General features: G+C 68.3%; 27 protein-coding genes and 1 pseudogene. 12 read left to right on the top strand and 16 right to left on the bottom strand.

Features of this window, described 5'->3' with window-relative positions:
* Positions 1-31 precede the first annotated feature (31 nt).
* From fabG to QOZ89_RS23700, 4 genes are all read left to right on the top strand, one after another.
* A complete protein-coding gene (gene fabG / locus QOZ89_RS23715; protein ID WP_312625289.1) occupies positions 32-817 on the top strand; it encodes a 3-oxoacyl-ACP reductase FabG in 786 nt (261 codons plus the stop codon).
* A gap of 25 nt (positions 818-842) precedes the next feature.
* Positions 843-1,268 carry a nuclear transport factor 2 family protein gene (locus QOZ89_RS23710; RefSeq protein ID WP_312625288.1) on the top strand — a complete coding sequence of 142 codons (426 nt, stop codon included), beginning with the start codon at positions 843-845 and terminating at the stop codon, positions 1,266-1,268.
* Between the two features lie 129 nt (positions 1,269-1,397).
* Positions 1,398-2,579, top strand: a complete 1,182-nt coding sequence (locus QOZ89_RS23705) for an alpha/beta hydrolase family protein (protein ID WP_312625287.1) — start codon at positions 1,398-1,400, stop codon at positions 2,577-2,579.
* 124 nt (positions 2,580-2,703) lie between these two features.
* The gene (locus QOZ89_RS23700; RefSeq protein WP_071046758.1) at positions 2,704-3,129 is read left to right on the top strand and encodes a lipocalin-like domain-containing protein; all 426 of its coding nucleotides are present in this window, start codon (positions 2,704-2,706) and stop codon (positions 3,127-3,129) included.
* 162 nt (positions 3,130-3,291) lie between these two features.
* On the opposite strand, the gene QOZ89_RS23695 is transcribed toward QOZ89_RS23700, so the two are convergent.
* The 5 genes from QOZ89_RS23695 to QOZ89_RS23675 form a co-directional block, all read right to left on the bottom strand.
* Complete coding sequence (locus QOZ89_RS23695) at positions 3,292-4,218, bottom strand: aromatase/cyclase (protein ID WP_071046759.1); 927 nt, start codon at positions 4,216-4,218, stop codon at positions 3,292-3,294.
* Between the two features lie 2 nt (positions 4,219-4,220).
* Positions 4,221-4,475, bottom strand: coding sequence for an acyl carrier protein (locus tag QOZ89_RS23690; protein ID WP_071046760.1), 255 nt, complete (start codon positions 4,473-4,475; stop codon positions 4,221-4,223).
* Positions 4,476-4,491: 16 nt separating this feature from the next.
* Entirely contained in the window at positions 4,492-5,703 is a 1,212-nt protein-coding gene (locus QOZ89_RS23685) for a ketosynthase chain-length factor (RefSeq protein ID WP_071046761.1), read from the bottom strand.
* Positions 5,700-6,968: a beta-ketoacyl-[acyl-carrier-protein] synthase family protein gene (locus tag QOZ89_RS23680; RefSeq protein ID WP_083418111.1), complete on the bottom strand. Its 1,269-nt coding sequence runs from the start codon at positions 6,966-6,968 to the stop codon at positions 5,700-5,702. Before QOZ89_RS23680 ends, QOZ89_RS23685 begins: the two co-directional genes overlap by 4 nt.
* Positions 6,969-7,352: 384 nt before the next feature.
* Positions 7,353-8,294 (bottom strand): AraC family transcriptional regulator, encoded by a 942-nt coding sequence (locus QOZ89_RS23675; protein WP_312625282.1) that lies wholly within the window; start codon positions 8,292-8,294, stop codon positions 7,353-7,355.
* 83 nt (positions 8,295-8,377) lie between these two features.
* Between QOZ89_RS23675 and QOZ89_RS23670 the strand changes: the two genes are divergently transcribed.
* Together QOZ89_RS23670 and QOZ89_RS23665 are read left to right on the top strand one after the other, a co-directional pair.
* On the top strand, positions 8,378-9,211 hold the full coding sequence (locus QOZ89_RS23670; protein WP_071046764.1) for an NAD(P)H-binding protein: 834 nt from the start codon (positions 8,378-8,380) through the stop codon (positions 9,209-9,211).
* A gap of 403 nt (positions 9,212-9,614) precedes the next feature.
* Complete coding sequence (locus QOZ89_RS23665) at positions 9,615-10,388, top strand: dTDP-6-deoxy-L-hexose 3-O-methyltransferase (RefSeq protein ID WP_071046765.1); 774 nt, start codon at positions 9,615-9,617, stop codon at positions 10,386-10,388.
* 133 nt (positions 10,389-10,521) lie between these two features.
* Here the strand turns inward: QOZ89_RS23665 and rfbB are convergent, their stop codons facing one another.
* The 3 genes from rfbB to QOZ89_RS23650 form a co-directional block, all read right to left on the bottom strand.
* Complete coding sequence (gene rfbB / locus QOZ89_RS23660; protein WP_071046786.1) at positions 10,522-11,535, bottom strand: dTDP-glucose 4,6-dehydratase; 1,014 nt, start codon at positions 11,533-11,535, stop codon at positions 10,522-10,524.
* Positions 11,536-11,695: 160 nt separating this feature from the next.
* Positions 11,696-12,391, bottom strand: a complete 696-nt coding sequence (locus tag QOZ89_RS23655; RefSeq protein ID WP_071046766.1) for a response regulator transcription factor — start codon at positions 12,389-12,391, stop codon at positions 11,696-11,698.
* A 294-nt stretch (positions 12,392-12,685) separates the two neighbouring features.
* Positions 12,686-13,471, bottom strand: coding sequence for an AfsR/SARP family transcriptional regulator (locus QOZ89_RS23650; protein WP_083418112.1), 786 nt, complete (start codon positions 13,469-13,471; stop codon positions 12,686-12,688).
* 720 nt (positions 13,472-14,191) lie between these two features.
* Between QOZ89_RS23650 and QOZ89_RS47525 the strand changes: the two genes are divergently transcribed.
* On the top strand, positions 14,192-14,749 hold the full coding sequence (locus tag QOZ89_RS47525; RefSeq protein WP_397428828.1) for a transposase family protein: 558 nt from the start codon (positions 14,192-14,194) through the stop codon (positions 14,747-14,749).
* A gap of 270 nt (positions 14,750-15,019) precedes the next feature.
* Here the strand turns inward: QOZ89_RS47525 and QOZ89_RS23640 are convergent, their stop codons facing one another.
* The 7 genes from QOZ89_RS23640 to QOZ89_RS23610 all read right to left on the bottom strand — a co-directional run bounded on the left by QOZ89_RS23640 (position 15,020) and on the right by QOZ89_RS23610 (position 21,315).
* Complete coding sequence (locus tag QOZ89_RS23640) at positions 15,020-15,613, bottom strand: NUDIX hydrolase (RefSeq protein WP_071046768.1); 594 nt, start codon at positions 15,611-15,613, stop codon at positions 15,020-15,022.
* 45 nt (positions 15,614-15,658) lie between these two features.
* On the bottom strand, positions 15,659-16,843 hold the full coding sequence (locus QOZ89_RS23635; RefSeq protein ID WP_071046769.1) for a nucleotide disphospho-sugar-binding domain-containing protein: 1,185 nt from the start codon (positions 16,841-16,843) through the stop codon (positions 15,659-15,661).
* 55 nt (positions 16,844-16,898) lie between these two features.
* Positions 16,899-17,933 carry an NAD-dependent epimerase/dehydratase family protein gene (locus QOZ89_RS23630; protein WP_071046770.1) on the bottom strand — a complete coding sequence of 345 codons (1,035 nt, stop codon included), beginning with the start codon at positions 17,931-17,933 and terminating at the stop codon, positions 16,899-16,901.
* 319 nt (positions 17,934-18,252) lie between these two features.
* The gene (locus QOZ89_RS23625) at positions 18,253-19,398 is read right to left on the bottom strand and encodes a nucleotide disphospho-sugar-binding domain-containing protein (RefSeq protein ID WP_071046771.1); all 1,146 of its coding nucleotides are present in this window, start codon (positions 19,396-19,398) and stop codon (positions 18,253-18,255) included.
* 103 nt (positions 19,399-19,501) lie between these two features.
* The gene (locus QOZ89_RS23620; protein WP_071046772.1) at positions 19,502-19,816 is read right to left on the bottom strand and encodes a hypothetical protein; all 315 of its coding nucleotides are present in this window, start codon (positions 19,814-19,816) and stop codon (positions 19,502-19,504) included.
* A gap of 592 nt (positions 19,817-20,408) precedes the next feature.
* Positions 20,409-20,828, bottom strand: a complete 420-nt coding sequence (locus QOZ89_RS23615; RefSeq protein WP_083418115.1) for a DUF6924 domain-containing protein — start codon at positions 20,826-20,828, stop codon at positions 20,409-20,411.
* A 22-nt stretch (positions 20,829-20,850) separates the two neighbouring features.
* Positions 20,851-21,315 carry a hypothetical protein gene (locus tag QOZ89_RS23610; RefSeq protein ID WP_071046773.1) on the bottom strand — a complete coding sequence of 155 codons (465 nt, stop codon included), beginning with the start codon at positions 21,313-21,315 and terminating at the stop codon, positions 20,851-20,853.
* Positions 21,316-21,517: 202 nt separating this feature from the next.
* Between QOZ89_RS23610 and QOZ89_RS23605 the strand changes: the two are divergent.
* From QOZ89_RS23605 to QOZ89_RS23585, 5 genes and pseudogenes are all read left to right on the top strand, one after another.
* Positions 21,518-21,628 (top strand): annotated as a pseudogene (locus QOZ89_RS23605) (IS6 family transposase); the annotation flags it as partial.
* A gap of 13 nt (positions 21,629-21,641) precedes the next feature.
* A complete protein-coding gene (locus tag QOZ89_RS23600) occupies positions 21,642-22,223 on the top strand; it encodes an MFS transporter (protein WP_312625270.1) in 582 nt (193 codons plus the stop codon).
* Positions 22,202-22,885, top strand: a complete 684-nt coding sequence (locus tag QOZ89_RS23595) for an MFS transporter (RefSeq protein ID WP_312625268.1) — start codon at positions 22,202-22,204, stop codon at positions 22,883-22,885. Before QOZ89_RS23600 ends, QOZ89_RS23595 begins: the two co-directional genes overlap by 22 nt.
* Before the next feature lie 6 nt (positions 22,886-22,891).
* Positions 22,892-23,293 (top strand): hypothetical protein, encoded by a 402-nt coding sequence (locus QOZ89_RS23590; protein ID WP_071046775.1) that lies wholly within the window; start codon positions 22,892-22,894, stop codon positions 23,291-23,293.
* Positions 23,294-23,532: 239 nt separating this feature from the next.
* Positions 23,533-24,348: a hypothetical protein gene (locus tag QOZ89_RS23585; RefSeq protein WP_071046776.1), complete on the top strand. Its 816-nt coding sequence runs from the start codon at positions 23,533-23,535 to the stop codon at positions 24,346-24,348.
* A gap of 558 nt (positions 24,349-24,906) precedes the next feature.
* Here the strand turns inward: QOZ89_RS23585 and QOZ89_RS23580 are convergent.
* The gene (locus QOZ89_RS23580; RefSeq protein WP_312624649.1) at positions 24,907-25,431 is read right to left on the bottom strand and encodes a TetR/AcrR family transcriptional regulator; all 525 of its coding nucleotides are present in this window, start codon (positions 25,429-25,431) and stop codon (positions 24,907-24,909) included.
* Between the last annotated feature and the right edge of the window lie 45 nt (positions 25,432-25,476).

Here is a 25,476-nt window from a genome sequence, read left to right as displayed (position 1 = left end):
GTCGACGACGGCGGATGGGACACGGACAACCATGGTTGAGAGCACCCAGCGGGTGGCCCTGGTCACGGGCGCCACCAGCGGTATCGGTCTGGAGATCGCGGCCACGCTGGCCAGGAACGACACGGCGGTTTTCCTGTGCTCGCGCACACCCGAGGCGGTGGCGGCGATCGCCAAGGATCTCCGAAGCCAGGGACACACGGTCGACGGGTGCGACTGCGACGTCCGGTCGCCCGAGCAGATCCGCGACCTGGTGCGCCGAGCGGTGGACCGGTTCGGCCCGGTCGACGTCCTCGTCAACAATGCCGGGCGCCCCGGCGGCGGCGAAACCTCGGACATCTCCGACGAGCTGTGGCTCGACGTCCTCGACACCAATCTGACCAGCGTCTTCCGCGTGACCAAGGAAGTCCTTACGTCAGGCGGAATGCTTGAGCGGAAGCGCGGCCGGATCATCAACATCGCCTCGACCGGCGGAAAGCAGGGGGTCGTCCACGCGGCCCCCTACTCCGCGTCCAAGCACGGCGTGGTCGGTTTCACCAAGGCACTCGGCCTGGAACTCGCGAAGACCGGTATCACGGTCAACGCGGTGTGTCCCGGATTCGTCGAGACGCCGATGGCCGAACGAGTGCGGGAGCATTATTCCGCCATCTGGGGCGTCGACGTGGACGAAACACATTCTCGCATCACCGGGCGCGTGCCGATCGGCCGTTACGTCGAGCCCGCCGAGGTGGCCGCCATGGTCCAGTACCTGATCTCCCCTCTCGCTGCCGCGGTGACGGCGCAGGCGCTCAATGTCTGCGGCGGCCTTGGGAACTACTGACGCCCACCGGACCCGGAGAAGTGTCATGACAACCATGCCCGCCCGGCTCGATCTGGAGACCCTCTACCCGCGCGTGCAGCAGTTCTACGCGGCCCAGATGCAGCGGCTCGACGCGCGCGACATCGCGGGTTATGCCGACACGTTCACCGAGGACGCCGAGTTCGCGCACACACCCGGCCGCCCGGCCGCCCGCACCCGGCCGGGTATTGTCGCGGACCTGACGGACTTCCATCGGAAGTTCGAGGACGACCCGATGCAGCGCCGGCACATGGTCAACATGATCAGGCTGGGGCCGCTCGGCGACGGTGACGTTAGTTCGACCGCCTACTGCCTGGTGCTGAAGGTCCGGCCCGGGCAGGACGTGTCCTTCGTGAGCTGCGTCATGCACGACGTGCTCACGGCGGTGGACGGCGAGCTCCTGACTCGCGTGCGCCAGGTCACGTACGACTGATGGCGGCGCCGGGCCGCCACGCCCGGTCACCGCGGGCGCGGCCGGCAGAGGCACAGCCGGGAGGTCGCCGGCCGCCCGTCAGATCTGGTGTCGACAAAACTGACAGGTTCCCGGGAAGGCAATCGTGACATGGCCGAGAAAACGGCGCCCCGACAGTGGCCAACGACGGACGCGGTAGCGCCGTCCGCGACGAGTGATTCGGTCCTGTCGGCGATCTCCTACTACCTTCCACGACTGATGTTCCTGCACTCGCGGTATGCGGCCGAAACCCACTGGGGTGACCTGTTCGCGGTGGCCCGAGATTTTCCCGCCGATCTCATCGACCTGCGGTCGGCGGCGTTCTGGGATGAATGGCGGATTCGATGGTGCGCTCAGGGGGACCGCTACCAGAGCGTCTCGCGCGAGGCGCGTACGGCCGCCGGGCGAGGCCGGGCGTTGCGCGGTGCCGCGGCGTGCTATCACTGGGCCGAGTTCATGGACTTCGGCGATCGGGACCGCAAACTCGGCCTGCGCTCACGGGTACGTGACTGTTTCCTGCGCAGCCTGGAGGACAGTCATCTGGAATGTCGCCGGGGTGAGCTGACTCTGGCTGAGACGGGCTCGTGCAAGATCCATTACTGGTTGTTCCTGCCGCCCGCGCATCGTAGGCCGTCGGGCCCGGCGCCCTGCATCATCATGTCCAACGGGCTGGACTCGATGACCGAGGTCGAGGTCCTTGCCCTGGCGGAGACCTATCTCGAGCGTGGCATCGCCGCCCTGCTGTTCGACGGGCCAGGTCAGGGAATCCACGTCGGCCAGGTTCCGCTCCATATCGAGATGGAAACGGTCGTGGAGGCGCTTGTCGCCTGGCTGCGGCTCCAGCCGGGCATTGCCCACGACCGCCTCGCCTTCTTTGGTATCAGTTTCGGCGGCTATCTTGCCCTCCGGATGTCCCAGCGGATCGGCTCACTGTTCAGGTGCGTCGTGAACATCTCCGGAGGCCCGCGCGTGGCTCCCTTCGACGGCCTTCCCCGCCGCCTGCGGGACGATTTTCGATGCGCGTTCGCCTGCGGCGAGCCCGTGAACATGCAGGCGTTGTTCGACGTGATCGAGCTGGACGTCACGGTCCCGGCCGGTGCTCCGGTTCTCACTGTCCACGGAACGCTCGACGACATCTTCCCGGTCGCGGACCTCGTTGATCTCGACCGGATATGGGGTACCGATCACGAGCTGATCGTATACGAGGGCGAACGGCATACCTGCCCAAACATGATCAGTATCTGGAGCCTGCTAGCGGCGGACTGGGTGGCAGAGCATCTCGAGACCTCGTAGAAGTACCGCGAACGTCGCCGGCGGAGCGTTTCCCGGCCGTTGCCAGCTGGATGCTCTGCCGCCTGGATGCTCTGCCGCCTGGATGCTCTGCCGCATGTGCCGCATGGGACGACCCGGAGGGTGAATGTTGTCGGTAGCGGACCTCACCGGAGCCTGGCGGCTTACCTCCCACTACTTTCTCGGCGCGGAGGGATCCACCAGCGAGGGACCACTCGGCGCTGGAGCCGCCGGCCTGCTGGTCTACGACGCGGACGGGTACATCTCGGTTGGCCTGATGCGGACCGTCGGCGGTCCGCATCAGGCCGCCGGTCCGGCCGCGTTCTACATGGGATACTCCGGGCGCTGGCGGCTGGCCGGCGGAATGTTGGTCCATGAAGTGGAGATCAGTTCCCATCCCCACATCGTCGACACGACCCAGGTCCGAGAAGCCCACCTGGACGACGACGAACTGATCCTGCGGGAACGCCTCGACGAGACGCCACGGTATTTCGTCCTGCGCTGGCGCCGCGCTGGGCGGAACCAGGACCCGGATCCACCTGGGTCGTGCTGACGGTGGGGTTTTGCGGGTTCTGACGCCCGCCGGCATCCAGCCGGCGGGCGTCGGCGGTCCAGGCGCCAGCGGTCCACAGGCTCCACAGGCACGGACCAGCTACAGGCACGGACCAGGTACGGGTCGTCGGGTGACCGGTCGTGGCCAACGCGGGCCCGCGCCTCAGCCGCGGCCCGCGACGTAGCTGCGCGCGCGGGCCAGCGTGGCCCGAGAATTGCCGCCCAGCACTGCACGGACGTACTCCCGGGCATCGTCGAGAGTGCCGTTTGACCCGATCACCGACCGGGCCGCGTCGGGATCGATCGCGACCATGTGCGTGGCCGTCACCTCGACGCCGTCCTCCCGCCGGCTGAAGGACCACTGACCGCTGTGGCCCAGCAGCATCCTCGGCGGCAGGAGCTGCTTGTAGACGATGCTGGAGTTCGTGGAGCACACCCGGATCGAACTGGTGACGTGGGCCGCGCCGTCCGCGGTCACCGTCTCCATCTCCATGCGCTGGACGCCTGCCTCGTCTTCCGATAGGTCGACCCGGGCGACGTGTGGCAGCCGCTCAGGCCACAGATCACCGCGGTAGACGAAGTCATAGACGTCCGGGAGCGGGCCGTCCACGACCACCGTGTCGGAGAACGTGTCGACCAGCTCGTCGACCGGATGGCCGAGCTCGGCGATTCGGCCGAGCGCGGCCAGCTCCTCGGTGCTGTTGCGGTCCACCGCCGAGATCATCGGCTGGAGCGCGTCGTCGTCTGTGACCGAGAACGCGTGGTCCAGCACGACCTCGGTCATTCCGTCCGAGGCCGGGGTGAACGACCACGTCCCGGCCATGCCGCTGATCGGCGGATGGCTGCGCTCCTGCTGGAAGGTGACGCGGCGGGCCACCGGGTCGAGGCTCCTGCGGGAGACCCAGGTCTGGACGCCGCCCGCGACCAGCGCCCAGAGCTGGAACCGCTCCTCGCATTCGGTCCGGTGAAGATGTCGGACGGACACGGTCGGCGAGAACATCACCGGCCAGATCGTGACGTCGGCGACCAGGCGGTAGACCTCGTCTGCCGGCGCGGCCACCAGCCGGCTGTGAGTTGTCCTGGTGGCCATCGCTAGGCCTCGATCCGGTTGTTGATCAGATCGAGCATCTCGTGCGGCGTGAGTGCCACGACGAGCCGATCGTCCGGGATGGAGACGCCGTGGTCCCGCTTGAGGGTGGCCGCCATCTCGATAAGGACGAGCGAGTCGTATCCGAGCTCTTCGAAGGAGGCGTCCGAGAAATCGCCACGGCCGGCGGCGGACTCGTCATCCCCGGCGCACGCCAGGAGAATGGCACGGAGGTCGTCGATGCTCATCGTGCTGCCCATGACTGCTCGCTTTCGGTTAGGATCGGAAGGCGCGGATGACGATGGCCGCGTTGAATCCCCCTCGCCCCCTGGCCAGCACGAGGGCGTTCTGTACGCTGGTCCGGCGGGGCTTTCCGAGCACCAGGTCGATTCCGTACTCGTCCGGAACCGAGCCAGTCCCGAAGGTCGGGGGTATCACGCCCTCCTGAATGCTCAGCAGGGCCGCGACGACGTCGAGAGCCCCGCCCCCGGAGAACAGCCGGCCGGTCAGCGCCTTGGGCGCGGTGACCGGAACCCCGCGTACACCGAACATGCCCCGCAGCATCTCCGCCTCGGAACGGTCCAGCTCCGGCACGCCCGCCGCGTCGGCGAACACCACGTCCACCTCGGCCGGCCCGATCCCGGCGTCGGCGAGCGCCCGTTCCGCCGCTCGCCGGAGCGCGGGTGGGCGCCCGGCGTCGGGCGCCGGGTCAAAGGTGGCCGCGTAGCCGGCAAGCTCGCCGTACACCCGGGCACCTCGCGCGCGCGCCGCGGCGGCGTCCTCCAACACACAGATGGCGCCGCCTTCACCGGGCAGATACCCGGTGGCGCGCGTGTCGAAAGGTCGATAGGCGGTCGTCGGGTCGGGATCGAGGCTGACCCGGCCGCTGGACAGATGAGAGATCCATCCCCATGGGTCCAGCGCGGAGTCGACGCCGCCGCTGACCACCAACGCCACACCATCGCGGATGGTCCGCCGCGCGTGTCCCAACGCGTCCAGACCGCCGGCCTGCTCAGCGACGAAAGCGCACGACGGGCCGCGCATGCCATGCCTGATGGAGATCTGACCGGTGTTCACGGCGTAGAACCAGGCGAAGGACTCGTACACGCTCACTCGCTCCGGGCCCTGGGACCACAGCTTCCTGAACTCCCGGTGCGTGAACTCGAAGCCACCGGAGGCGTTCGCGGTGACGACGCTCATCTGATAATCGGTCATCGCGGCGGTGTCCACATCGGCATCCTCGAGGGCGCTCTGGGCGGCGATCAGCGCGAGCTGGGTGGACACGTCCGTCTGGGGCTTGAGCCTGGCGGGCACGTGCTGGGCCGGGTCGATGTCGTTCACCAGCCCGGCCAACCGCGCGGGATAGCCGGACGTGTCGAACCTGTCCAGCTCGGTGATACCGCTGCGGCCAGACAGCGTGGCGGCCCAGAACTCCTTGGTGTCGACCCCGTTCGGCGCCACCACGCCCAGCCCGGTGATGACGCTCATACGGCCACCGGCCTCGGTCGGGTCAGGACCATCGCGCTCTGAAAGCCGCCAAAGCCGCTGCCAACGGTCAGCACGGTGTCGGTGCGGTGGTCGCGCGCGTCCTTCGGAACGTAGTCGAGGTCGCACTCCGGGTCCGCGACGTCCAGATTGGCCGTCGGTGGCACGACCTGGTTCTCGATCGCGAGCAAGGACGCGGCTATCTCGACCGAGCCGATCGCGCCCAGAGAGTGACCGACCATCGACTTGATCGAACTGACCGGTATCCGGTACGCGTGCTCGCCAAGGCTCCGTTTGAACGCCGCGGTCTCGTGTCGATCGTTCTGCCGGGTGCCCGATCCGTGGGCGTTGACATAATCCACCTCGGTCGGGTCCAGCCTGGCCTGGTCGAGAGCCGCCCGGATCGCCTCGGCCATCTCTCGGCCGTCGGCCTTGAGCCCGGTCATGTGGAAGGCGTTGCACCGGCTGGCGAAGCCGCCGATCTCAGCGTAGGCGCGCGCGCCCCGGCGCTGGGCGGCCGTCAGCTCCTCCAGCACGAACATGGCCGCGCCCTCGGCGAGCACGAAACCGTCGCGAGTGCCGTCGAACGGGCGGGAAGCCCGGGCTGGGTCGTCGTTATGGCTGGTGGTCGCCTTGATCGCGTCGAAGCAGGCAACCACGATCGGGGTGATCGGAGTGTCCGAGGCCCCCGCGATCATGACATCCGCGCTGCCCTCACATATCAGCGCGGCAGCGTGCGCGACGGAGTCGAGACCGGACGTGCACCCGTCCGACACCATCGCGACCGGCCCCTCCGCCCCGACAGTCCAGGCGACCTCCGCCGGCATGATGCTCGGGACCAGGTAGTCGAACATGTGCGGCGAGAGATGGTCCGGCGACATCACCCAGCGGCGGCCCGAGTCGGACAGGACCAGGTACTCCTGCTCGAGACTGGTGGCGGCCGCCACTGCGCTGCCCAGGCTCACCCCGATCCGGTCCGGCGGCATGGTGTCGAGACTGATCCCGCTGTCGGCCACCGCGTCGCGGGCACAGGCCACCGCGAACTGGGTCGCCCGGTCCATCCGCCGGATCTGGCGGGGGCTCAGGCCCTCTGCCACGGCGTCGAAATCCGCTTCCGCGGCGACCTGCGACCGGTACGGTGAGGGATCGAAGAAGGAGGTTCTCCGGGTCGCCGTCCGGCCGGCGGACAACAGATCCCAGAAAGCGGCCGTGTTCAATGCCTGGGGGGCTCGTACCCCCATTCCGGTAATCACGACTCGACGGCTCACGAACCGCCGCCAGACTCGCCGACGCCGTTCCCGTGCATGGTTCTCCTTAAAATCGCACCTGGTGGACGGCCATCGACAGATGGCTCAGGGCGCAGTTCGCCAGGTCACTCGCCCGGGTGCCCGCCGCCCGCGGGCCGCCCACCGGTCACTGGAGATCGGTATTCCTCGCGCATGAGGCGACGTATTGCGCTACAGCCGCGTCGGTGCGAACGCTATTCTCGCGCCCTCAATCCGCGCTCAATCCGCGCTCTACCGGGTGCCGGACCCCGTCCTGGCGGCAGGCGAGTCCCGAAGCCGCGACACCTCGGTGACGGTGCCCATGAGGAGCTCCGACCCGCGGGTGCATGCCCCTCCCGGGGCCAGCCCCGGCGAGGTCCGAGCATCTCAGGAGATCTGGCGACGCCAGGCTGAGGGACTGATGCTGTGGGCGCGTTTGAACGCCACGCTGAAGGCGAACGCGTCGTGGTAGCCGACGTTGCGGGCGATGGTCGCGATGGTGTCGTCCGTGTTATGGAGCAGATCCGCCGCGAGCGTCATGCGCCAGGCTGTCAGGTAGGTCAGCGGAGCCTGGCCGACATGGTCGGTGAAGCGCGCGGCGAAGGCGGCCCGGGACATGCCGCTTCTGGTGGCTATCTCGGCGACCGTCCAGCGGTGGGCGGGGTCCGTGTGCAGGAGGTTCAGCGCGCCGCCGATGGCGGGATCGCCCAGTGCCCGGTACCAGGCGGGCGGTGTCGCGCTCGGCCGGGAGCACCACGCGCGCAACGCCATCACGAGCACGAGATCCAGCAGCCGGCCGAGGACGGCGTCCTGCCCGGGTTCGTCGCGGGCGGCCTCGTTGGTGAGCAGGTCCAGTGCCGCCCGTGTACGCGGGCCCGCGGGAACGATGGCCAGTGGGGGGAGCATCTCGAGAAGCCGGTCGCCAGCGCCGGCGCGCAGCAGGTAGACCCCACGGAGCATGGTCGTGGCTCCTGGCAGCCCGTCGCCGTAGGTGCGAGGGCCCAGGCTCGTGTGGGCGGAGGTTTCCTCGCCGGTGTCGGCGTGGAACTTCCTGCCCTGGCGGATCACGAATTGGGGTGGGGTCGAGGCGCTGTCGGCGATCGTGTGCCGGCCGCCGCCGCTGATGAGGGCGATGTCGCCGGCGGCAAGCTGGACCGGCGCGCAGGCGACATCGTCGAGTCGGATGGACGCGTGGCCGCCGAGGGTGGCCACGACCGTGAGGGGAGCAGGATCGGCGTAGGTCATCGACCAGGGCGGTCGCTGGATCAACTGCCGGACCAGTGCGTTGCCGACACGGGCTCGGTGTAACAGATCACTGAGCACGTCCACGGCGCCCAGCGTAGACGATGACAAATGCTTTATCGACACTCTCCCATGGATCCGCTCAGGGACGGTGCTGTTGCCTGGATGCCATGGACGACAACCTGATCCTCGGTGGTACTGGCAAGACCGGCCGGCGCGTCGCGGAGCGGCTGCGAGCCGCCGGCCGGCCGGTCCGGACCGCGGCCCGTGCGCGCGCGGACGTCACCTTCGACCTGGCGAAGCCCGAGACCTGGGCGCCCGCGCTCGACGGTGCCAGCGCCGTCTATCTCGTCGAGCCAGATCTGGGAGCGGCGAGTGTGGACGGCTCGCGGCGTATCCCCGCCTTCGTGACCGCGGCGACCGCCGCGGGCGCGCGGCGGCTGGTCCTCCTGACCGCCGGTGGCGCGGACTACGACGGTCATCCGCTCAAGCCCGCCGAAACGGCCGTGCGTGGCTCCGGCGTGGGCTGGACGATCCTACGGCCAACCTGGTTCGCGCAGAACTTCAGTGAGGACTCCTGGCGACCTGGCATCCTCAGCGGGAGCCTCGTCCTGCCCACGGGAGACGGACGCACCCCGTTCATCGACGCCGAGGACATCGCCGAAATCGCCGCCGAGGCCCTCACCCAGGACCGTCACCACGGGCAGACCTACCTGCTCACGGGCCCTCGCGCGATCAGCTTCGGAGAGGCTACCGACCTCATCGCGAAGGCAACCGGCCGCGCCATCCAGCACACGGACGTCGAACCCGAGGCCTACATCGAAGGCCAGATCGCCGTCGGCGTCCCACCGGACGTCGCACGCATGCTGACCAGCGTCCTGACCGCCATCCGCGACGGCCACGACTCCGCTCTCGCCGACGGCGTCGAGCGAGCCCTCGACCGGCCGCCGACACCCTTCGAGGACTACGTCACCCGGACCGCCGCCAGCGGTGGCTGGGACTGACCGGGACCTTGGAGCGGGCGTGAACCGGCGGCCTGCCGCCGTCCAGGCCCGCCGCCGTCCAGGGCCGCCGCCGTCCAGGGCCGCGGCCGGACCGCCGGGAGCGAGCTCGCCCGGGCGGCCGGGACGCGCCGGCGGGAGTTGACCGTTCTCTGACGAAAATTCACCGGTATCCGCCACAAGGACGGTTGAGGCCCGGCGGGACGGCGAGCAAGCTTCTGGAAGGTGATGGGGCATCGGTCAGGGGTGTATTCCGGTGCCCGTGAATCCGTCGCACCGTGGGCTTGGGCCCGAGCGGTTGGCCATGGGCCCACGCCGGGCAACTGGGTCGCGCGAGGTCCACCTGAATGCTGGTCATGCGACACCCGCCCGCCGCTCCGAATTCCGATGAAGGAGATGCCTGCCTGTGACCGAACCCAAGTACAAGGACCACCTGATCGTTCCGCACGAGCCAGAGCAGGAACGCGACTCCCGGGAGCGGCTGACGAAGCTGTTGGCGGAGACGCCCATCCCACCCGAATACCTGATCGACAACCTGGCGGTCTACCTGCGCCGCCACCAGCTGAGCGACCTGCTGTCGATGGACGCTCTCTATCGCCTCCTGCTCAGGGTCCCGGGAGTGATCATGGAATTCGGGGTTCTGCACGGGCGTCATCTGGCAACGTTCACGACGCTGCGAAGCATCTACGAGCCGTACAACTCGTTGCGTCGCGTGATCGGGTTCGATACCTTCACCGGTTTTCCCGACATAGCCGACGTGGACCGGGTGAGCCCGAGCGCGGCGGTCGGCCGGTTCGCCATGCCGACGGATGAGGTCGGCCATCTGCGTGACGTCCTGGCGGCGCACGAGGCGTCCGAGCCCTACGGCTCGACCCGGCGCAGCTTCGTCGTCCAGGGCGACATGCTGGAGACGGTGCCGCGGTATCTCGAGGAGAACCCGGAGACGGTCATCGCGCTGGCGTACTTCGACTGCGACCTGTACTCGCCGACCCTGGCCACGTTCCAGGCGATCCGTCCCTATCTCACCACTGGGAGCATCGTCGCCTTCGACGAACTGGCGCACCCCAAGTGGCCAGGGGAGACGATCGCGATTCGTGAGCTCATCGGGCTCGACCACGGCCGGCTCCAGCAGATTCCCGGGCGGGAGCCGCCCGTCATCTACTTCGAGTGGGAGAAGTAGCGCGCCGGACGACATGGCCTCGCCGGCCGGGCCCGCCGCCGGCGGGCCCGACGCGCCTGGCCGGCCCGCGCCGTCGACGAGGCCGGTGTGGGCCGGCGGCCACGTGCCCGCCTGCTCCGTCCCGGCGGCACGGCTACTGTCCGGTGGTCGCCCAGGCGGACTCGATGACGGGGGAGGCACCGATGAGCGGAGCCCACCAGGATTCGTTGTCGCGGTACCAGCCGATGGTCGAGCGCATCCCGTCGGCGAAGGAGATCCGGGGTTCCCAACCGAGCTCGCGGCGCAGTTTGGAGGAGTCGAGCAGGTACCGGCGGTCGTGCGAGGGCCGGTCGGGGACGATCGTCTTCAGCGCCGACGGCAGGCCGAGCTCGGTCAGGATCGTGTCGGCGATGGTCTCGATGTCAGCCTCGACCCCGCTACCGACATGGTAGGTCTCGCCGAGGCGGCCCCGGGTGAGGACGGCGTCGACGGCCCGGCAATGGTCGAGGACGTGGAGCCATTCCCGCCGGTTGCGGGTGGAGGCGTAGAGCGGCAGGACCTCGCCGCGCAGGGCTCGGGAGATGAACAGGGGGATGACCTTCTCGGGAAACTGGTACGGACCGTAGTTGTTGGAGCAGTTGGTGATGGTGACCGGTACGCCGTAGGTGTGACCGTAGGAGCGCACGACGTGGTCGCCACCGGCCTTCGCCGCGTTGTAGGGCGTGCGTGGCAGATAGGGGGAGTCCTCGGTGAACGCACCGGGGTCCTCCAGGTCCATGTCGCCGTAGACCTCACAGGTGGAGATCTGATGGAAGCGTGCGACGCCGACTGTCCGGACGGCCTCCAGGAGCGCCTGGGTGCCCATGACATTGGTGGCGAAGAACTCGCCCGGACGGATGATGGCGAGGCTGTTGTGCGATTCGGCGGCGAAGTTGACCACGACGTCCACGCTGTGTTCCCGCAGCGCATCGACGACCGCGGCCTGGTCACGGATGTCGGCGTGCACGAAGGCGATTTCCCTGGCGACGTCAGCGAGGTTCTCCCGCCGGCCGGCGTAGGTCAGCGCGTCCAGCGCGACGACCGAGTCGTCCGGGTGAATTTGGACCCAGTAGCGAACGAAGTTCGAGCCGATGAAGCCGGCCCCTCCGGTCACCAGCAACGTGGCCATCGACCTGATCCCCTCACTCTGGGCGCGGTCGGGTGCCCCGCCGCGCATCGATGTCTGCTTTGGCCGGCCGGTGGCTCCGCGGCTGTCCGGCGGGAATCCCGACGCCCCCGGAACCACCACGGCCTTGGGACCGGGAATTCGTCGACGAGCGTCTCCTACGTCAGCCCGAAGCCCGCTGGTCGAAGGAGTCGCCCTCGCCGAGGCGGAAGCCCACCCCGCGCACCGTGACGATCCATGTGTTGGCGCCGAGCTTATTCCGGAGACTGTTCACATGGGTGTCCACGGTGCGGCGGGACCAGGTGTCCCCCCAGACCTGGCGCATGAGCCTTCTCCTCGGGACGACCGTGCCGGAATGCGAGGCGAGTAGCCAGAGGAGGTCGAACTCCTTCCGGGTGACCTCGATGGGCCGGCCGTCGACACTCACCTCGCGCAGGTTCGCGTCAATTCGCAGTGACCCATGGGATACAGTCTTCGCGCTGGGTCCCGGCGGCCGTGCCCGTCGCATGACGGCATCCATGCGGGCCAACAGCTCGTGAAAGCCGTAGGGCTTCACGACATAGTCGTCCGCCCCGGCCTGCAGGCCGAGGATATGGTCAAGCTCTCCGGTCCGGGAACTAACGGCGATCAGGGGGACGTCGCTCTCGCTCCGAATCGCCCGGCACACCTCCAGGCCGTCCAGGTCGGGAAGCTCGAGATCCAGCAGAATGATGTCCGTGTCAACATGGGAGGCGATAGCCGCGCTCCCGGTGTCGACCGCTTCGACGTCGTATCCTTGTCGGCGAAGCCGTTGAGTCAGCGGCACCGTGCCGTCCGAAGCGTTCTCCACGACGAGTACGCTGAACTTAGGCGATACCATCCATGTTCCCTTGTCGGTCGCTGAGCTCGCATGTCATGTCGATATTCGCGTGAGACAGGTCCGTAGGCCACTCAGGCCACGGTCTCATGGCTGACTCAAGGACCGGTAAATCAGCTCGATGGCTGGTCGCGCGGTCCGCTGGCACGAGCGGTCACGTGACGGGCCGTACCGAGTACGTCACCCGTCGTGCGCCGCCGGCCGATGGCAGCTGATCATAGTTTTGTGATCACAGTTTTGACCGACAGCACATCGGTGTCGGAGCTCGCCCGGTCCGAGCCGTGGTCGCTATACGCCTCAGTGACTGGCGAGGATCTCGTGCTGGAGCCGCTTCGCCTCCGACGACGGTTCCAGCCCCAGTTCGTCGTCCAGGATGCGGCAGAGCTTGCGGTACACGGCGAGCGCGTCACCCCTGCGTCCCGAGCGTTGCAGAGCCTGCATCAGTCGGATGTAGAAGAGCTCGTGCAGGTAGTGCGTGGCCACCAACGAGCGAAGTTCGGCTACGACCTCACGGTGCCGGTTGTTCGCCAGGTCGGCGTCGATGCGCAGCGACACCGCCTCTAGCCGCTGCTCGTCCAGGTAGACGGACAGTCCATGCAGATACGGCCCGGTGGAGATATCCACGGGCACGGGCCCGCGCCACAGGTCCAACGACTCGCGCAACAGGTCGGAGGCGCGGGCGGACTGGCCGCTGTGCAGCGCATCCCTACCGCGCCGCACGAGGTCCTGGAACCGGAAGACGTCCACGTTCTCCCGGGGTATCTCCAGGATGTAGCCACCCGGCCGGGTCGCCAGAAGCTCGGCACCCTGTGAGGGCTTGAGGCTGTTGGAGAAGAGCTTGCGCAACTGATAGACGTACGTCTGTACGATGGTTTTCACGGTGCTCGGTGGCCCGTAGGGCCAGAGTTCGTCGATCAGCTGCTCGATACTCACCATCGAGTTGGCGTTGGCCGCCAGCATCGCCAAGACCTGCTGGAGTTTGGTCGCTGTTATTATGAGCGCGGCCTCGCCGTCCATCGAGCTGAGGAAAAGGCTCACCTCAAGCGGCCCCAGAAAATTGATATGTACCTGGTTCCTGGCCATTAGCGGTCTCCATCCGAGCTCGCGTCTACTGAAAATCGGCCTCCAGTTCAAAAAGAGGAGAAGGTCGGATTCGGCGACTTGGGACGGCCCGCCGGAGTGCCTGTTCCGGTCTCTTGTGGACCTTCGAATCAATGGGACGCCGTGGCCCGCCCTCGCTTCGGCGAAAAGGGAGACCGTGACCGGCCGGAGCGGATTTCCGTAGAATCGCTACGCGAAAACCCGTGATCGGTTCTATCACATTCCCTCCAGGCGAGGTGGTTCGGCCACGAGGTCACACCGAGATCGACCACTGCGCGAGAGATAGTTGCGTGTAGAACTAGAACGAGTGCTGCGCGGGGTGCGGGTGCGTAGTGCAGGCTGCGCTGTAGTTGCTCGGCATCTAAGTGTATATAGGCTAACACGGGGGCGTCTGGACGGCTCAAGCGTGATGTGGACCACAGGATGGTTCCTGTGCGGGGTGGCGGCCCATCTCACTTCCGTTTCGGAATAGGGACGTCATCCCAGGTCGCGACCGCATCCGGCGCAAGATCACGGATTTTTAGAACCGAGAGCCCGCGGGGTCCCGGCAAGTTTGCTGGTGAGCGGTTCGTTGGAAGCGCCGAGGATGTCCGGTGGGGCTGGTCGGGGGTTGTGCCGGCCGGGTCGGGACCTCGTGAAAGCGGGCACAACACCTGGGTGATCATGGAGGTTCCTACGCCATCATGATCGTCCTGAGGTGCCATGCCCGCAGCACCATTATCGTCGCCTGCCCACGTACTGGATCAGCTGGCTGCCGCCACGACCGCAGGCGGAGCCCCTCCCGCGCCGCCGGGACTGCTGGCGGTGTTCGCCCGGGTCCCTGACCCGCGGAAACGCCGGGGGGTGCGCCATCGGCTGGCCGCGGTGCTGACGCTGGCGACGTGCGCGGTGCTGGCCGGGGCGCGGTCGTTCACGGCGATCGGCGAGTGGGCCGCGGACGCCGGCGAGACGGTCGCCGGGCCGCTCGGGATCGCGAGGGTGCCGGACGAGTCGACATTCCGCAGGGCGACCTGTCGACCATGGTTTCTCGTCGGTGGTCCCGCGATCACGCGCATGGCGTGGCGGCAGCCTGCCCGCGGCTCCGGCTCGAACACCGGACCCGCCGCGGCGACTCTGGCGCCAAGCCGCGTGGGTGTCCGCTCTGGTCGCCGAGGCGCTGCCCAGGCTGTCTCGGCCCCGGGCCTGGGCAACGTCGATGCCGGCTGGTCATCGACCGCCCGAGCTGTAGGCCTCGTACGGTCGGAGTCTGAGTCCGTCTGATCGCGGGAGGCACGGCCGCGTGCTGTCCGGGAGCGGCGCGTCCACGCCCGGGGCATAGGTATCCGGATGATGGTGGTCCGTTCGCCGCGGGCCGTGACCGCCGCGAGGCGGTGCCACGCTGATTGCCGCCGACGATCACCAGCTGCGTGCTCCGCTGGCCTGACGCTGGGCAGGCTCGACACCGACCACAGCACGGCCATGCACCGGTGGCGGCAGGACCGGGGTGTTCGCGCGGTGATCGGCAGACCTCAGGCCAGCCGTCGCGGCTGTCTACTCGGCCTCGTCGGCGAGGAGGCCGCCTCCGACGGTTTCATACATGAAGCCAGGCCCGCTGGTGTGATATCTGACCAGCGCGTAGAGCAGGCCGGCGATGCTTGTCCCGCTCACGAGCTCCCGTCTGGCTATCAGGTCGGGAATGCGCGTGAGCGGCATCCACTCGACCTTCTCCGCTTCCCACTCGTCAGCCGGCGCGCCGACGTAGGTGGCGCCTACCGCGATGCCGGTATGGAGCTCGGAGTCGCTGATCCCGTTGCTGGGCTGCGAGTAGAGGAACGGACGCATGGGGCCGGGCCGCCACCCGGTCTCCTCGAGGACCTCGCGAGCGGCGGCCTCCAACGGGGTCTCACCGCTCTCGATCCTGCCTCCCGGGATCTCCCAACCCCATTGATCCGTGATGAAACGATGCCGCCAGATCAGCAGGACGCGCTGACTGTCGTCCATCACCACCGCGCTCGCGCCCGGCGGCGTGCGAATCAGCCGATGCTGGAGGTGGCGCCCGCCAGTGATCTCCACATCCGCCATCCGGATGTCCAGATACGGAGGATCGGTAAAGATCGGCTCCTCTTTATGGACTTTCCAGCGCATGCGTCCATCCTGTCATTCAGCGGCGGCTTGATGCCCTGTTGGCATTCAGCCGCGCACCGTGGCTCCCACGTCGGCCCTCATGAGCTCGGCCGCGACCTGCTGCGGGTCCGGCATCCCAGCCATCTCCCGGCGCAGTTCCAGCGCCGCCTCACGATACGCAGGCTTCGACAGAAGCGCCTCCACGGCATCGCGGAGCGTGCCGGGGTCGTCTTGTGTGGCGACCTGGTCGAGGACAAGGCCGGCCCCGACGTCCTGTAGCCGTTGCCCCGCGTCGAAGGCGTCAGCGATCTGAGGGAGGACGAGCTGAGGCAGGCCGGCGGCGGTAGCGGTCATGCTCGTGCCCGCGCCCCCGTGGTGGACGACCGCGTCACAGGTGTCCAGGAAGAGATGCAGCGGCGTCGGGTCGACGACCTGGACCCGCGACGGCAGCGGGTGAAGGGCATCTCGGAACGCGGGGTCGACGGTGATGATCATTTCGATCGCCGGAATTTCGTCGAGTGCCCACAGCAGCCTGCGCACAAAGGCGGCGCCGTTGAGGAAGAAAGTGAGACTGCCGAGCGAGATGACCACCCGTCGGCCGGCGTCGCGGAGACGGCCACGTCGGACCCAGTCCGGCAGGACCGCGGTGCCGTTGAACGGGACGTAGCGGATGGGCGTTCCCGCCGCGGCGGTGGGCGTCTGGAGTGACGGTGGGCAGGGATCGAGCTTGTGGACCGGGCTGGGAAGGGCCGGCAGGCCCGACTCGGCTGCCAGGTCGGCGAGTTCGAGACGGGCGTCACGCAAGGCCAGGTCCGAGATGCCGTCGACGCCCCAGCGGTGGTGGATGACCGGCCTGCCGAGGATGCCGCCCAGGAGCAGCGACGCGTACTCCAGCTGCTCCGCGATGATCAGGTCAGGTCGCAGGTCACGTGCCAGGTCCAGGTAATCGGGAAGCATCCTCCGTGCGTGGTTCATCCACACCCGGCCGAAGAACCCCATCTGGTCCGCGGCGGGCCTGGGCCACGCCTCCAGCGGTCGCTTGTCATCCGGCAGCTTGGAGCGCAGGTAGGCGATGATGTCGAATTTCTCGCCCACGCTCGCGGCGACCAGACCGGCGGAACGCGCCGTCGGCACGACGTCAGGCTGCGCGGCGACGATCACCTCGTGGCCGGCGGCCCGCAGCCCCCAGGCCAGCGGCACCAGTGACGTGAAATGGGTGGGAACGGGTGTGGTCATCATCAGGACGCGCATGGTGGGACCTGCCTGTCGGGGGTCGGTCATGCTCGTGGCTCGGGGGTGGTCACCGTCATGCTCGGCCTGGCGGGAAGTACGACGTCCGCCGGTTCACCCCCCTGGGACTGCCCGCGGGAACTCCCTCGCGCGTGGACTCGAGCAGGTCCGCCAACGATGCCTCCAGGCTCACGGCGGGCCGCCAGGCGAGGAGCCGCTGCGCACGCGACACGTCCAGCTGCTGCCACCCAAGATCGGCACGCCCGGTCCGGTCCGGTCCCGGCGACTGCTGTTCGACGAGCCGTACGGGCCGCTCCGAGAGAGAGATCAGAGTCTCGACCAGCCGGCGTACGGGCACCGCCTCGCCCCGAGCGATGTTGATGATGTGCCCGGTGACGTCGCGCGCCGGATCGGCCGCCGCGACCACGGCGGCAGAGACATCCCGGACATCGACGAAGTCACGCCAGTCCCGCAGCGGGGCGAGTGACAGCTCGACGGGCTCGCCTTCGCGCTCCGGTGCCTCCGAGGGACCGGTGAGCCGGTGCGCGACGGCGCCGACCAGGCTCGCCCGGGGGGCGCCGGGCCCGATCACGTTGGCGACCCGCAGCACCATGGCCTGAATCTCCCTGGCGCGAGCGGCACGCAGCACGGCTCTCGTCCCGGCGAGCTTGGTGCTTCCGTACACCGAGCGCGGGGAAGGCGACTCGTCCTCGGTGGTACTCGTGCCGGGCGTGCTCGGCCCGTATTCATGAGCGCTGCCCAGTTGGATGAGGCGGGTGGTGCCGGGCAGCGCGGCGACCGCGCTGACCAGCTGGTCTACGAAGTGAGCGTGCAGGGCCCACATCCGGTTCTCGGCGGCGCGCGTGCTCCGCCACACCACGCCCGCCGCGTTCACCACCACATCGGGCGCCGTGGCGGCGAGCAGCCGGTCGAACTCGTCCCCCGCCGTGTCGAGATCGAGGCGCAGGGCCGACAGGCCGCTGTCGGCGGGCCCGGGCCACCCTCCTCGTCTGGAGACGCAGACAACGCCGTAGCCGGCGGCGCGGAACGTGGAACAGACATGCCAGCCTAGGAACCCGGTGCCACCTAGGACCATGACGCGCCGGGTCATGCGCGCCCCTTCCGAAAGGCATCGAGCCTCTCGGTCCGCACGAACGGGTTGACGCCCCGTGGCACACGCTCTGTCACGAGGCGCGGTCGGACCGGCGGAGTGGGGTGCCCAGGCCGGCCCGTGACCGTCCGTGGTTGACGAGCATACGGAGGTTCAGCAGACCGATGAAACTCGCGCCGGCGGTTTTGTGTCATCCCGCCTCCCGGCGGGCGACATGGTGCTGGCACGGGCACGTCTTCATGGAAAACCTCCTCGTTGTCCAGCCAGCTGACTCGCTACGCCGCGGCGCGGCGGACGGACCGCGGGGAACGCCGAACGCTCAGCGGGTGGGCTCCCGCTCCAACTGCTCGAGCCGCCCGACCACCTCGGCGGGCGCCGGCAACGAGGCGATCTCCGTGGCGAGAATCCGCGAGCGACGTTCGTACGCCGAGTCGGCGAGCAGCTCTCGGCATGCCTGCACGACATGCTCGGCTGAATCCTGGCCAGGTTCGAGCACGATACCGGCGCCGAAGTCGGCGATGGGCTGGGCCACCGCCCGCAGATAGGCGTCGCTTGGTGCGATGAGCTGGCGTATCCCCGCATTGATGGCGGTCATGGAGGTGACTCCGCCACCGTGGTGGATTATCACGTCGCAGGTCGGCGCCGCGACGTCCAGAGGAATCCAGCCGACGCGGACGTTGCCGAGCGCGGCGCGCAGCCCTTGCGCGACCCCATCGGGTGCCGCTATCAGTACCTCGACGTTCAGCGTGGAAAGCGCCTCGCTCAGGCGACGGAGGAAAGCCATCTTATCCGGCATGAACGACCGGGTGCCACCCGTGACGAGCGCCCTACGGACGGAGGCGTCCCGGGTGTACATCCACGGTTCGAGGCGCCTTTGCTGATTACCGGGGATCCAGCGCATCGGCTGCGTCGCCGGTGCATGTTCGGCCCGCAGGCCGGGTGGGCAGATGTCGACGAGCAGATCCGGGGACGGCAGATCGTCCAGCCCCAGCTTCGACAGCCGCGGCGTAAGGATCTCGGCCGCGCCTTCGTCCATGAGGGTGGTGTCCACGGTGTCCCAGGCGTGCCGGATGTATGGGACGCCAAGATGCGCGGCGACCAGGCCGGCGCCGTACGCCGCTGATCCGCCGACCACCAGATCCGGCCGCCAATCACGGACCAACGTGAACAGCGCCTCCAGGCCGGCCTCGGCCATCCGCGCGAATGAGCGCCCCACGTGCAGCATGACCGACCGGGAATCGTCCGGTACCGCGACCGCCCCGCCGGCGGCGTCCGTGAAGATGAAGTCCCGAATCGACGCGGGCGTGATGCTGACCGGAGGAATCCCGTTTCCGGCTATCGCAGGCACCAGCTCCTCGCTGGCGGCCATGAAGACCTCGTGCCCGGCGTTGCGCGCCGCCGTCGCCAAGGGAGTGAGAGCAAACACGGTCGCTGGACTGCCAGCGGTGACGAAGAGAAATCTCATGCCTCTGCCGGCTCCTTTGCCGCCCCAGGATGGTCAGGACAAGCTTGCTCGTCTCCGCGCCGCCGCCTCAAGCGTGCCCCCGGCAGATCCCCGTGAAGTTTCGTCAGAGGACTGTCAACTGTGGCGCCCCGATCTCGGCCAGGACGCGTGCGGCGGTGAGCCCACCGACGCCGGGAAAGCCGGTCAGAATCTTCGCGTCCTGATGTTGGGCGAACGCTGTCGCGGTCGCCTCGGCCAGCTGCTCGATGGCGCGGCAGGCGGCGTCGAGTTGCAGGAGCAGCGCCCGGGCCTGCTCGCCGAAGGCGGCTTCCACCTGCGGCGGCTGGCGCAGCTGCTCGACCCGGAACAGCGCGTGCAGCCGCACGACCCAGGTGTCGATGTTGCGTTGCCGGCCGGCCTTGGCCAGCAGTCGACGCAACTGCGGCCGGGTCAGCGTCGCAGCGGTCTACCGTGATCTGGCGGCGGGTCGGTCCGAGGCGTTCCGCCCCGACCTCGCTAGGTCTCTGAACAACCTGTCCACCCAACTTTCCAATCTTGGTCGGCGTGAGGAAGCATTGGCCGCCATCGAGGACGCCGTTGCGATAATGCGGGAACTCTTCCGCCGGACGGCGAGGTGTTGAAGCTTGAGGTGGCCGATCAGGTAGGCGGCGGCGGACCGGGGAAGCACGCCTCTGTTGCGGTGAGCGTCCGCGAGGAAGGCCATCAGATCGCGGGGTGGTCGGCGACGTAGCGCCGGCCAAATCGCGCCATGAAGGACCGCCCAAACCTATCGGCGAGCCCGACCAGGATCCCAACGCGAGCCCGACTGCAACCCCGACCGTCAACTAGGCGACTCGGTCAGGGCTAGTTCAGTACCGTCTCCGTCTCCGGGACCGTAGGTGTTGAACATGGTGTACGGAGTGCGATCATCCGCCGGCGGCGCGTCCGCGCCGCGCAGCCATGCGCGATCCCGAGTTGACACTATCGAAGCTCACTGTTGCTGTAGTTCTGTGCAGCGCGGTGCGTGGCCGTCAACGGGTGCCAGCGAAGCCGCGAAAGACTCCATCCGGGTCAGCTGCGTCGACAAACTCAGAGAAATCCATGTTGGTTACCCAGAGGTTGTTCTCTACACTCTGCATCTTGGCCGGTATCACTCGAAGGGTGCGCCCAGGTTCGCGATTCAGATCAACTGCTAGGATCGGCGTCTCCCGATCAGAAATCGTGACGTGATCGACGATGAATAGAGCGTTGTAGTGTCGTGCGCCCGGTAGTGCCATGACCTGCTCGACGGTCAGATCCGCGAACGCCGGGTCACTGATGAAGAGCAGGTGTGCCTCGAACCCCTCGGGCGAGGTCGTGACGCTCGCCGCGCAGACCGCTTCCCAGACGTCGTCATCAGAAAAATCCGTGCGTATCAGCAATGAGCCGTGCAGTTCCGGCAAAATTGACATAGATCCAGTGTAGCTGCGATGATCAGGATGCCCTGTGGGCGTCGACGACTGCCGCGTCGCTGATCTCGGCGGCTGGGACATCGAAGTCGTGGGCGAGATCAGCCACGGATTCGCCGGCGCGGTACCGGCTCAGCACCGCCGCGACGGGCGCGCCACCGCGCAGCACGAGCAGGGTGAACTCGATCTGCTGCCGGGGCATCGGAGCCTGGCAGAACGCGGCGAGGACCAGCGCCTCGACCAGGCCCACGAACGGAACCGAGGGATCGGCGGGCAACTGTACAGGCAGCGTGGTGACGAGCCCCGGCCGGACCGGGCCGTGGCCGACTCTTCCGCCCGCCCGGTGAGCCCTGCGTAGGCGTCGAGCGTGGTGCACCAGGACCGTGTGGTCGAGCAGGACCTGCCGGGCGACGTCGGCGGTCGTGAACAGCGGAACGCCAAGCCGGACGTCGTCCACCAGCTCACCGTGCGCCGCTGCCTCCTCGTTCACGGTCGGCCGCCACCCCTCGATAGCTGCGGGTTCATGCCCTGGCCATCTCGCTGGATGGCTACATCGCCGGCCCAGGGCTGGACATGGGGCACTGTCGCATATGACGAAGGTCGGGTGTCGGGCATGATCGGATGATGCGGCGAGACCGTGTCCGTCCTGTGGTGCCGACCTCGGAGTTCACCGGCTTCCGGTCCCACCGGAGGTGATCGTGCTCGGAGTCCGCTGGTACCTCCGGTTCGCCCTGTCGTACCGGGATGTCGAGGAACTTCTCGCCGAACGCGGCATCACAGTCGACCACGTCACCGTGTACAGGTAGGGCTCAGCCGATGACGGCTCCGCCACGCGCCGGTGCGTTCCTTCCTTGGCTGCTTGCGGCCGCACTCGTCGACTGGATCGGCACAGGTCTATTCCTCGCGGTCTCCACGGTGTTCTTCGTCCGCGTCGTCGGCCTGTCCACAGTGGCGGTCGGTTCAGGGCTGACCGTGGCGGCGCTGGCCGCGATGCTCGTGGCATTACCGGTCGGGCGGATGGCCGATCGGTTCGGGCCACGTCGGGTACTTGTGTCTGTCGAGCTGATCCAGGGCGTGGCCACCGCGGCTTACCTCACGGCGCACGGGTGGTTACCGTTCCTGGTGGTGACCTTCGTCGTGGCCGTCACCCAGCAGGCCGCGCCGCCCCTGATCCAGGCACTGGTCGGCGAGGTGACCGCCGCCGACCGCCGCACCAAGGTACTGGCCCTGCACCGCACCGTCATCAACGTCGGCATCAGCGTCGGCAGCCTCAGCGCGGGCCTTGTACTCGGCCTGGGCCTGCCGCACGCGTTCCAGTTGCTGCTCATCGCCGACGCGGTCGCGTTCGTCGTAGCGGCCGTCATCCTCTCGCGCTCTTGCCAATCCGCACCCAGGTGATTAGACGCCCATCTGGCGACCGCTGGGCGGCGCTGCGCGATACCCGACTGCAAGCCTGGACCGCCTACGACGCCGTTCTGAGCCTGTGGCAGCCGATTCTCAACGTCGCCTTCCCGATATGGCTGGCGACCCGGACCGACGCACCGTTGAGCCTCGTCGGCGTGCTTTACACGGTGGCCGGTGTCATCGCCATCGCCCTGCAGTACCCGGCTGGCAAGCTAGCGACCACCCCAACACGCGCGGTGCGCGGTTATGCGGGTGCCGCACTGTGCCTGGCGGCGGCGAGCGTCGGATTCGCGATGGCGTCGGAGAGTTCGGCCACGTTCACCGTTGTCGCGCTGACGGTGTCTGTCGTTCTGCTGACCCTCGGCGAGATCACTCAGGTCGGCTCGGCGTGGACTGTCTCGTTCACGATCGCGCCACCGGACCGCCGCAACGCCTACCTCGCTGCCTTCAGCCTGGGCCGTGCCTTCAGCCGGGCCGTCGGGCCGCTGCTCATGACCGGCGCCGTGCTAGCCCTTGGGCGGGCCGGCTGGCTCACCTTGGCCGCGGTCTTCGCCCTGGCGGCCGTCGCTCCGCTTCTCGTGACAAAGCAATCAGCCCTGACCTCGTCCACCGCGAACGAGCACGATGACACAGCCCGAGCCCACGAGCGTCGGTGACGGACCGTGGCAGCCGCCGTCCAACGGCACCGCGCACCCGACCGCCCACGGCTGTTCGAACTCTTCGGCCGCACCTGGGATCTGCTAGCCGAGGTCTACGCACCGGTGTACGCGTCTTCAACCAGGCTGTTCACCCAGTGGATCTCCTACCCGGTCGGCGGATCGCTGCTCGAGGTCGAGCCACTTCGTCACAAGATCAGGAGCAACCGGGCCGTGCTGGTCGACCGGGCCGCACCGCGGCCGTCGAGCGCGGCAGCACATAGACGGCGTCCTTGTCTCACGGCAACTGGTGACGGCCAGGCTCGCGGGCTGGGTGCTCATGGATCTTTCTTCGACCAGATGGCGAAGAGCTGCGTGGTACCGGTGGAGCCGGGCGAGGTCGAACGAGTCGAGTGGCCCGTCTCCTAGGGCGGCCTCCGTGACGGAATCCGAGGACTATTTGCGATCTTGATCCGTTTGGTGCGCCGCGCGCGACTGTATGGGCATGAGGAGTCACGCCGACCCGGCCGACCCGGTAGCTGGGCCGCCGAGGCGTCGGCGTCCCGTCTCCCGTTCGTAGCCCTTCCTCTCCCATCCGTTGGCTTTGCCATGCCCTTTTTGCCCCGTTCATCCCGCCCGTCTGGGCATCTCTTCCTGGGAGTGACATCATGATCGTGCGATCCCACCACCGTCGGCGCGCGGTCGCCGCGGCGGCCGCGCTCGCGTCGGCGGCCCTCATCGCCGTCGCCAGCTGCTCGTCGGATTCGTCGGACTCGTCCGACTCGGCGGACACAGCGGCCGCCACGCCGACGGCGAGCGGCGCGACCAGTGCCGGCTCGGTCCAGGCGGCCTGCGAGGCCGAGCTCACCGTCAACGCCACCAACTTCCCCGGCATCGACCCGGACGCCCCCGCCCCCACCGCCGACGACCTGCGCGCGTTCGCCGCGGCGATCGAGCCGGCGGCCACCGCCCTGCGCGCCAACCTGCCCGCCGAACTGACCGGCCAGGCGGACAAACTGATCGCCGTGGTCAACGGCGCCAAGCAGGGCAAGCCGTTCGACCTCGACAGCAGCGGCCTGACCGAGGCCGGCCACGCCGTCGACGCCTGGATGTACGACCACTGCGGATACCCGAAGCTCGACGTCACCAACGACGCGGGCACGCTCACCGGCGTGCCCGCCTCGGTCACCGCCGGCCCGGTGGCCATCCGGTTCACCAACACCGGGGACCCGAACCGCGCGGGCTTCATCCTGCTCGTCGGCAAGGCCAAGGACGGCGCCACCGCGACCGCCGCCGACGTCGCCGCCGGCCGCACCGACTTCCAGCAGATCGCCGACGTCGTCACCGTCAGCCAGCCAGTCGGCGACGAACCCGGCTACACCATCACCCGCATCCCCGCCGGCCACTACATCCTCGACAGCCCACTCGGCACGCCACCCGACTTCGGCGCCGGCCAGGCCATCGCCGAGCTCGACGCCCACTGAGCCACGCACGGTGCCCGTCCGCACCTGTCACGGGGGGCAGGTGCGGACGGCGGGTGAGCTGAGCTGACGGACGTCCACGGACGTAGGCGGACGGACCGTCGCTGATCTCCTAATCCGCGGGTCGAGGCGAATCTAAGTGCACAGTTGTCGTCGACTCCTCGAAACTGACCCCTCTGGGGACCTGCGGGCCCCAGAGGGCCAAACTTCAGGAACAGTTGACAGTCCATCGTGGTCGAGAGCATCGGAGTAGGCGGAGTTCCACCTGGATGATCCGGCCGAGCGGAACGTGATGTACGAACGCGTGATCCGGGAGGCGACCCGGGCTGACGACCTGCGTTCCTACCCCAAACGGAGCGGTGCTCCGGCAGGTCTGGCGGCAGCTGTTCCTCCCCCTGCGTACGGCGGAGCTGGGAGGAACGGTTCCCGGACCGGAGGTTCGCGGCGTAGGCGGCACAGGCCCGTCCCGTCACCATGGATCCCTCCCGCGAGCGACTTGCCCGCCTCGCCCCAGTTCCTGGGGACGACTTCGGACCGATCAGGCAGGCGCTCGGGCAGCCGTTACAAGATCGCCGTGATTGCCGCGACTGTTTCGTCGGCCCAGGTGTGGTCGAGTGGACCGACGTCAAAGATCAGCCGGTACCACAGAGAGCCGTAGACGAAGTCGAGCAGCGGCGTCGTGTGCTCATCGGGGATCTCGCCCCGGGCTACGGCCCGGTCCAGGAGAGTTCCCAGGGCGGCCCGTCTGGTGACGAGGAACCGGTCCCGGACGTCATGGGCCACGGCCTGGTCCGTGGCTGCCGCCGCCGCGACGGCACGCAGGAGACGCACGGTGGTGTGGTCGGCGGACTCGACGGTGGACCGCAGGAAGGCCCGCAAGTCGCTTGGCAGGGTGCCGTTGTCGGGGAGCGGGATGGTCTCCTGCCCGCGTTCGGCCATCGCGTCGAGGATCACCTCGGTCTTGGATCGCCACCAGCGGTACAGCGTCTCCTTGCTGACGCCGGCCCGCTTCGCGATGGCCTCCATGGAGAGCCCGGCCGGTCCCACCTCGCCCGCCAGCGCCAGGGTCGCCTCCAGGACCGCCATCCGCGCTCGCTCGCTTCGCGGCCGCCCTGGCTGGCGGACGGGTTG

Origin of the sequence: Pseudofrankia coriaricola, assembly GCF_032027725.1 — a bacterium.
In the GTDB taxonomy this organism is placed as follows: domain Bacteria; phylum Actinomycetota; class Actinomycetes; order Frankiales; family Frankiaceae; genus Pseudofrankia.
This window is presented reverse-complemented; position numbering and strand designations above follow the sequence as displayed.